Raw genomic sequence first — 9,232 nt, forward strand, 5'->3', positions numbered from 1 at the left:
GCCCGGCCAGCCAACGAGCCACCGACGCACCCAGCGCCCCCAGCCCACCGGTCACCAGCACCGTCCCGGACGGCGCCCACCCGTCGACCCGGCCGGTCGGCTGGACGGCCCGGACGAACCTGCGGCCGTAGACGCCCGAAGAGCGCACCGCCACCTGGTCCTCGGCACCGCCCAGCACCGCCACCAGCCGACGACCGACCCGCTCGTCCACCACCGGCGGAAGGTCGACCAACCCGCCCCACACATCCGGCAGTTCCAGCGCCGCCACCCGGCCAAGACCCCACACCTGCGCCTGCCACGGACTCACCAACCGGTCCGCCCGGCCCACCGACACCGCACCGGACGTCACCGACCACAGCTTGGCGCGCACGCCCGCGTCACCGAGCGCCCGCAACAGCGCCAGGGTGGCCGGCGCACCGGTCGACACCGGGGTGCCCTCGTCCTGCGGCTCCTCGACGGCGAGCAGCGAGACCACTCCCGCGAACTCGCCACCGGCGTTCAACTCGCGCATCCGGTCGGCCAGTTCGTCCCGGCCGGCGCCGTCGACGGCCAGCGGAACGACCTCCGCACCGGCGGCCAGCAGCGCGCTCTCCACGCCCTCCACCGACGTACCCGCACCAGCACCCTCACCCGTCACCAGCAGCCAACGACCGGACAGCCGCCCCTCCGCCGAACCGGCCAACGGCTTCCACGTCACCCGGTACCGCCACGAGTCCACCACCGAATCCACCCGGCGCCGCTGCCGCCACGAGGACAGCACCGGCAGCAGCGAGCGCAGCGCGCCGTCCTCGTCCAGCTCCAGGGACTCCGACAGCTCGGCCAGGTCCCCGCGCTCGACGGCGTCCCAGAACCGGGCCTCGGTCGGGTCGCCCTCGGCCGCCGGGGCGGCCGCCTCCAGCCAGTAGTGCTCGCGCTGGAAGGCGTAGGTCGGCAGCTCGATCCGGCGGCCGGCGGGCAGCAGCGTGGTGAAGTCGACGGGCGCACCCGCGGTCCAGGCCTCCGCCAGCGCCAGCAGCACCTGCTCGGGGCCGCCCTGGCCTCGCCGCAGCGTGCCCAGCACGGCCGCCTCGGCCTCGACCGCGTCGGCGGTCTCCTGCACGCCGACCGTCAGCACCGGGTGCGGGCTGCACTCCACGAACACCGACCGGCCACCGGCCAGCAGCGCCCGCGTCGCTTCCTCGAAGCGCACCGGGGAACGCAGGTTGTCGAACCAGTACCCGGCGTCCATCCGCGCCGTGTCGATCGGCGTACCGGTCAGCGTCGAGTAGAGCGGCACCACGGACGTGGTCGGGCTGATCCCGGCCAGGTCGTCCAGGATGCGCCCGCGCAGCCGGTCGACCTGGGCGGAGTGCGAGGCGTAGTCCACCGGGATCCGGCGGGCCCGCACCTCCCGCTCCTCGCAGAGCGCCATCAGCCCGTCCAGCGCCTCCGGCTCGCCCGAGACCACCGTCGACGACGGCCCGTTGAACGCGGCCACCGAGATCCGGCCGTCGAAGCCCGCGATCAGCCCCTCGGCGGTCTCCTGGCCGACCGCCAGCGACACCATGCCGCCGCCACCGGCGAGTTCGACGATGGCCCGGCTGCGCAGCGCGACCACCTTGGCACCGTCCTCGACGGACAGCGCACCCGCCACCACGGCCGCGGCGATCTCGCCCTGCGAGTGACCGATCACGGCCGACGGCTCCACACCGTGCGCCCGCCACACCTCCGCCAGCGACACCATCACGGCCCACAGCACCGGCTGGACCACGTCCACCCGGTCCAAGTCCGCGCCCGAACGCAGCACCTCGGTCAGCGACCAGTCCGTGAACGGCGCCAACGCCGCCTCACACTGCGCCAGCCGGGAAGCGAACACCGGTGAGGCCTCGGCGAGTTCCCACGCCATGCCCACCCACTGCGAACCCTGACCCGGGAACACGAACACCACGTCACCCGGGACGACCCGACCCCGGACCACACCCTCGCCACCGAGCACCGCGAGCCCGTCCAGCAGCGCCTCCCGCTCCGCACCCAGCACCACCGCACGGTGCTCCAGACCCGCCCGCGACAGCAGCGCGGACGCCACATCCGCCACCGACGACTCCGGACGCCCCAGCGCGAACTCCCGCAGCCGCTCCGCCTGCGCACCCAGCGCCGCCGGCGTCCGGCCCGACAGCAGCCACGGCACCGGGCCCGCGCCCGGAACGGCGGGCTCCTCGGCCGCCGTCGCGGGCGCGGATTCGAGGATCACATGGGCGTTGGTGCCGCTGATCCCGAAGGAGGAAATACCCGCGCGGCGCGGCCGGTCCGCCTCGGGCCACGGCCGGGCCTCGGTGAGCAGCTCCACCGCACCGGCCGACCAGTCCACGTGCGGGGACGGCGCGTCCACGTGCAGGGTCGCCGGCAGTACCTCGTGCCGCATCGCCAGCACCATCTTGATCACACCCGCCACACCGGCCGCGGCCTGGGTGTGCCCGATGTTCGACTTGATCGAGCCCAGCCACAGCGGCCGGTCCGCGAACCGGTCCTGACCGTAGGTGGCCAGCAGCGCCTGGGCCTCGATCGGGTCGCCCAGCTTGGTGCCCGTGCCGTGCGCCTCCACCGCGTCGACCTCGGCGGCCGACAGCCCGGCGTTGGCCAGCGCCTGCCGGATCACCCGCTCCTGCGACGGACCGTTCGGCGCCGTCAGACCGTTCGACGCACCGTCCTGGTTGACGGCGGTGCCCCGCACCACCGCCAGCACCCGGTGCCCGTTGCGGCGCGCGTCGGAGAGCCGCTCCAGCACCAGCAGGCCCACGCCCTCCGACCAGCCGCTGCCGTCGGCGGCGGCCGAGAAGGCCTTGCAGCGCCCGTCGGCGGCCAGCCCGCCCTGGCGGCTGAACTCGGTGAACACCGAGGGCGTGGCGAGCACGGTGACACCGCCGGCCAGCGCCAGGTCGCAGTCTCCGGAGCGCAGCGCCTGGGCCGCCTGGTGCATGGCGACCAGGGAGGAGGAGCACGCGGTGTCCACGGTGACCGCCGGGCCCTCCAGACCGAAGGTGTAGGAGACCCGGCCGGAGGCGACGCTGCCCGCGTTGCCGGTGCCGAGGAAGCCCTGGACCTCGTCCGGGACGGCTCCGCCGCCGGTCGCGTAGTCGTGGTACATCAGTCCGGCGTAGACACCGGTCCGGCTGCCGCGCAGCGCGGTCGGGTCCAGGCCGGCGCTCTCGAAGGCCTCCCAGGAGGCCTCCAGCAGCAGCCGCTGCTGCGGGTCCATCGCCAGCGCCTCGCGCGGGGAGATCCCGAACAGGCCGGCGTCGAACCGGGCGGCGTCGTGCAGGAAGCCGCCCTCGAAGACGGTCGCGGCGCCCGCGCTCTCGCCGGCGTACACGGCGCCGACGTCCCAGCCGCGGTCGGTCGGGAAGGCGGTGATGCCGTCCCCGCCGGAGGCCAGCAGCTCCCACAGCCGGTCCGGGTCGGTGACGCCGCCGGGGTAGCGGCAGCTCATGCCGACGATCGCGATCGGCTCGTCCGGGGCGGCGGTCGTGGCGGCGGGCGCGGTGGCGGCCGGGGCGGCCGGGCGCCGGCCGAGCAGCTCGGCGCGGACGAACTCGGCCAGCACGGCCGGGGTTGGGTGGTCGAACACCAGGGTGGCGGGCAGCCGCAGCCCGGTGACCTCCTGGAGCCGGTTGCGCAGCCGGACCGCGAGCAGCGAGTCGAAGCCGAGGTCCTTGAAGGCCCGGCCGGGCTCGACGGCGGCCGCGCTCGCGTGGCCGAGGACGGCGGCGACCTCGGTGGCGAGCAGTTCCCCGACCGTCCGGGCCTGCTCGGCCTCGGTGAGCCCGGTCAGCCGGTGCGCGAGCGAGCCGGTGGCGGTCTCGGCGGCGGCGGCGCGCCGCGGGGCCGGGCGGACCAGTGCGCGCAGCAGCGGCGGCACCTCGCCGTCCGGGCCGACGGCCGAGCGCAGCCGGATCGGCAGCAGGTGCGGGCGGGCGGAGCCGACGGCCGCGTCGAACAGGGCGAGTCCGTCGGCGTCGCCGAGCGACTCCGCGGTGCGGGAGGCCCGGGCGACCTGCTCGGTGGAGAGGTGGCCGGTCATCCCGCTGGCGCCGGCCCACAGGCCCCAGCCGAGCGAGACCGCCGCGAGGCCCGCGGCGGCGCGGCGGGCGGCCAGCGCGTCCAGGGCCGCGTTCGCCGCCGCGTAGGCCGCCTGGCCCTCCGGGCCGAAGGTGCCGGCGGCGGAGGAGAACAGGACGAACAGGCCGAGTTCGCGGTCGGCGGTCAGCTCGTGCAGGTTGAGCGCCGCGTCCACCTTGGGTCGCAGCACGCCGGCCAGCCGGGCGTCGTCGTACGAGCCGACGGTGCCGTCGTCGATCACGCCGGCGGCGTGGACGATGCCCGTGACCGGGTGTTCGGCCAGCACGGCGGCGAGTGCGTCGCGGTCGGCGGCGTCGCAGGCGACGACCGTCGCGTCGGCGCCCAGTGCCCGCAGCTCGTCGACCAGTTCGGCGGCGCCGGGGGCGTCGGCGCCCCGACGGCCGAGCAGCACCAGCCGGCGCACCCCGTGCCGGGCGGCCAGGTGTCGGGCGACCAGGCCGCCCAGTGTTCCGGTGCCGCCGGTGATCAGCACCGACTCGGGCAGCGCGGGCGTGTCCGCGGCCGGGGTGCGGACCAGGCGCGGGAGCAGCACGGTGCCGTCGCGCAGCGCGGTGCGGGGCTCGGTGTCCACGGCGGACGGCCAGGGGCCGCCGTCCCCGGCCGGGTCGCGGTCGACCAGGACGAAGCTGCCGGGGTGCTCGGCCTGGGCCGAGGCGACCAGGCCGTGCACGGCGGCGCCCGCGAGGTCGGCGTCCGTGCCGACGGCACCGCGGGTGAGCAGCACCAGCCGGGAGGCGCCGAGCCGTTCCTCGGCGAGCCAGTCGCGCAGCAGGCCGAGGACGGCGGAGGTGGTGGCCAGCACGGCCCGCGCGTCGTCGCCGGACGGGACCGGCAGGACGACGACGGCCGGGGTGGGCGCGCCCGCGTCGAGGGCGGCGGTCAGCGCGGCGAGGTCCGGGTGGCGGACGGCCCGCGGCAGTCCGGCGTCGTCGGCGCCGAGCACCGCCCAGCCGGTGGTGTCGGGGGTGGCGGTCGGGTCGGTCGCGGGCACCCAGTCCAGGGCGAACAGGGCGTCGTGGACGCCGCGCGCGGCGCCGCCGTCCAGGGCCTCGGGGGTGATCTCCCGGGCGGCCAGCGCGTCGACGGTGAACACGGGTGCGCCGGTGGGGTCGGCGGCCCGCACGGTGGTTCCGCCGGGGCCGCGGGTCAGGGCGACCCGCAGCGTGGTGGCGCCGACGGCCTGGAGCGAGACGCCGGTCCAGGCGAAGGGCAGCCTGGTTCCGGCCTCGGCGTCGAGGGCGGCGGCGTGCAGGGCGGCGTCCAGGAGTGCGGGGTGCACGCCGTAGCCGTCGGCCTGGACGTCCTGGGGCAGGGCGACCTCGGCGTAGACGGTGCTGCCGTCGCGCCAGGCGGCGCGCAGGCCCTGGAAGGCGGGGCCGTAGCCGTAGCCGGCCTCGGTGAGCGCCTGGTAGAAGCCGGCCAGGTCGACGGGCCGGGCGCCGTGGGGCGGCCACTGGGCGTGGTCGAAGCCGGCGGCGGGCGCGTGCGCGCCGAGCAGACCGGTGGCGTGGCAGGTCCACGGCGCGTCCTCGCCGGACCGGGAGGAGACCTCCACGGTGCGGTCGCCCGCGCCGTCCGCCGGGCCGACGGCGACCTGGACGGCCACCGCGTCGGCCGCGGTCAGCACCAGCGGGGCCTGGAGCACCAGTTCCCGCAGCAGGGCGCTGCCGGCCTGTTCGCCGGCCCGCAGGGCCATCTCCACGAAGGCCGCGCCGGGCACCAGGGTGCGGCCGAGCACGGTGTGGTCGGCCAGCCACGGGTGGCCGGTCGTGGACAGCCGTCCGGTCAGGACGACGCCGTCGTGGGCGAGCGGGACGGCGGCCCGCAGCAGCGGGTGGCCGGCCGTCACCTGGCCGACGGCGGCGGCGTCGTGCGCCGCGAGGGGCTTGGGCCAGTAGTACTCGCGCTGGAAGGCGTAGCCGGGCAGGGCGACGCGGCGGGCGGGCGGCAGCACTCCGGCGGCGTCCACCGGCACGCCGGCCGTCCAGAGTTCGGCGAGGACGGTCAGGAAGCGCTCCGCGCCGCCGTCGTCGCGCCGCAGGGTGCCGACCGCGGTGAGCGCGGTGCCGGCGTCCTCGGCGGTCTCCTGGAGGGCGACCGAGACCACGGGGTGGGGGCTGCACTCGACGAACACCGAGCGGCCGTCGGCGAGCAGGGCACGGGTGGCCTGCTCGAACAGGACGGTGGAGCGGAGGTTGTCGTACCAGTACCCGGCGTCCATCCGCGCGGTGTCGATCGGCTCGCCGGTCAGCGTCGAGTAGAGCGGGACGCGGGAGGTGGTCGGGCTGATCCCGGCCAGCTCCGTCAGGACCCGTTCGCGGACCCGCTCCACCTGGGCGGAGTGCGAGGCGTAGTCCACCGGGATCCGGCGGGCCCGCACCCCGTTCTCCTCGCAGAGCGCCATCAGCGCGTCCAGCGCGTCCGGCTCGCCCGAGACCACCGTCGACGACGGCCCGTTGAACGCGGCCACCGAGATCCGGCCGTCGAAGGCGGCGATCAGTTCCTCGACCACCGCGCTGCCCGCGGCGACGGACACCATCCCGCCGTCACCGGCGAGTTCGATCAGCGCCCGGCTGCGCAGCGCGACCACCTTGGCGCCGTCCTCGACGGACAGCGCACCGGCGACCACGGCCGCGGCGATCTCGCCCTGCGAGTGGCCGATCACGGCCGACGGCTCCACACCGTGCGCCCGCCAGACCTCGGCCAGCGACACCATCACGGCCCACAGCACCGGCTGGACCACGTCCACCCGGGACAGGTCCGCACCCTCGCGCAGCACCTCGGTCAGCGACCAGTCCGTGTACGGCGCCAGCGCCGCCTCGCACGCGGCCAGCCGGGAAGCGAACACCGGTGACCAGTCGGCGAGTTCCCGCGCCATGCCGACCCACTGGGAGCCCTGGCCCGGGAAGACGAAGGCCACCGAACGGCCGTCGCGCTCCTCGGCGACTCCGGTGACCACCCCGGCCCGGGCCGTGCCCTCGGCGAGTGCCGCCAGCCCGTCCAGCAGGTCGGTCCGGTCGGCGCCGAGCAGCACCGCGCGGTGCTCCAGGTCGGCGCGGGACAGCAGTGCCCGGCCGATCTCCGCCGGGGTGAGCTCGCCGTGTCCGGCCGCGAACTCGCGCAGCCGCGCGGCCTGCGCCGCCAGTGCGGCCCGGGTGCGGGCCGACAGGAACCACGGGAGGACTCCGGAGCCGTTCTCCGGGGCCGCGGCGGTCCCGGTGACGACCGGGGCGGCCTCCAGGATGACGTGGGCGTTGGTGCCGCTCATGCCGAAGGAGGACACGCCCGCGCGGCGCGGCCGGTCCACGGCCGGCCAGGGGCGCGCCTCGGCCAGCAGTTCCACGGCGCCCGCCGCCCAGTCCACGTGACCGCTCGGCGCGGCGACGTGCAGGGTGGCCGGGAGCGTCCCGTGCCGCATCGCCTGCACCATCTTGATGACGCCCGCGACGCCGGCGGCGGCCTGGGTGTGGCCGATGTTGGACTTGATCGAGCCGAGCCAGAGCGGCTCGCCGCCGCGGTCCCGGCCGTAGGTGGCCAGCAGCGCCTGGGCCTCGATCGGGTCGCCGAGCCGGGTGCCGGTGCCGTGCGCCTCGACGGCGTCCACGTCCGAGACGGTCAGCCCCGCGTTGGCCAGCGCCTGCCGGATCACCCGCTCCTGCGAGGGCCCGTTGGGGGCGGTGAGGCCGTTGGAGGCGCCGTCCTGGTTGATCGCGCTGCCGCGCACCACGGCGAGCACCTGGTGGCCGTTGCGGCGCGCGTCGGAGAGCCGCTCCAGCACCAGCACGCCCACGCCCTCGGACCAGCCGGTGCCGTCCGCCTCGGCGGAGAACGGCTTGCAGCGGCCGTCCGCGGCGACGCCGCCCTGCCGGCTGAACTCGGCGAAGATCTCCGGTCCGGCCAGCACCGTGACACCGCCGGCCAGCGCCATCGCGCACTCGCCGCCGCGCAGCGCCTGGGCCGCGAGGTGCAGGGCCACCAGCGAGGAGGAGCAGGCGGTGTCCACCGTGAGGGCGGGGCCCTCCAGGCCGAAGGTGTACGACACCCGGCCGGAGATCACGCTGTTCGAGGTGCCGGCGAGGACGTGCCCCTCGGCGGTGGTGGAGAGGTCGGTGCCGATCCCGTAGTACGACGTGCCGGCGCCGAGGAAGACGCCCACCTGCTCGCCGCGCACCGCGGTCGGGTCGATGCCGGCGTCCTCGAAGGCCTCCCAGGCGGCCTCCAGCGAGAGCCGCTGCTGCGGGTCCATCGCCAGCGCCTCGCGCGGGGAGATCCCGAACAGGGTGGCGTCGAAGCCGGTGGCGTCGGCGAGGAAGCCGCCGCGCAGCGCGTACGGCGCGTCCGCGACCTCGGCCTCCCAGCCGCGGTCGGCGGGGAAGTCGGTCATGCCGTCGCCGCCCTCGGCGAGCAGCCGCCACAGCCGCTCCGGGCTGTCGGCGCCGCCGGGCAGGCGGCAGCTCATCCCGACGATCACGACCGGGTCCTGGTCGGTGGCCGTCGCGGCGGCCCGGACGGGCGCGGGCAGGTCACGGCCGCCGAGCAGTTCGCCGAGCAGGTACTCGGCGAGCGCGGCCGGGCTCGGGTGGTCGAAGACCAGGGTGGCGGGCAGCCGCAGGCCGGTGGCGGCCTGCATCCGGTTGCGCAGTTCCACCGAGGTCAGCGAGTCGAAGCCGGCCTCCTTGAAGGCGCGGCCGGCCGCGACGGCGTCCGGGGAGGCGTGGCCGAGCACCAGGGCGGTCTGCTCCCGGACCAGGTCGACCAGCAGCGGGAGCCGGCCGTCCGGCCGCACCCCGGCGAGCCGCTGGGTGAGGCTCGCGGCGGTCGGGGCGTCGCTGGCCCGGCGCAGCGCGGCGCCGGCCAGCGAGCGCAGCACCGGCGGCGGTCCCGCCGGGTCGTTGCGCAGCGCGGTCACGTCGAGGTTGGAGGTGACCAGGTGCGCGCGGGGCACGGTGCCGGCGACGTCGAACAGGGCCATGCCCTGCGCGGTGGTCAGCGGGGCGCCGACACCGTGGTCGTCGCGGCCCGGTCGACGCCCTTGATCAGCTCGTCGTTGTTGCGGCGCACCACGTCCATCGCCAGATAGCCCTGGGCGCAGACCGCCAGCTGCGTCAGCAGGTCC

General features: G+C 76.5%; 1 protein-coding gene and 1 pseudogene. Both read right to left on the reverse strand.

What is annotated here, in order from left to right; genetic code table 11:
* Window positions 1-9,088 (reverse strand): type I polyketide synthase (locus ACFVHV_RS42140; RefSeq protein ID WP_380358962.1); only part of this gene is annotated, 9,088 nt, incomplete at its 3' end.
* Window positions 9,089-9,105: 17 nt separating this feature from the next.
* Window positions 9,106-9,232 (reverse strand): annotated as a pseudogene (locus ACFVHV_RS42145) (toxic anion resistance protein); the annotation flags it as partial.

Source organism: Kitasatospora sp. NPDC127116, from assembly GCF_042677365.1.
Taxonomy (GTDB): Bacteria; Actinomycetota; Actinomycetes; order Streptomycetales; family Streptomycetaceae; genus Kitasatospora; species Kitasatospora lactacystinica.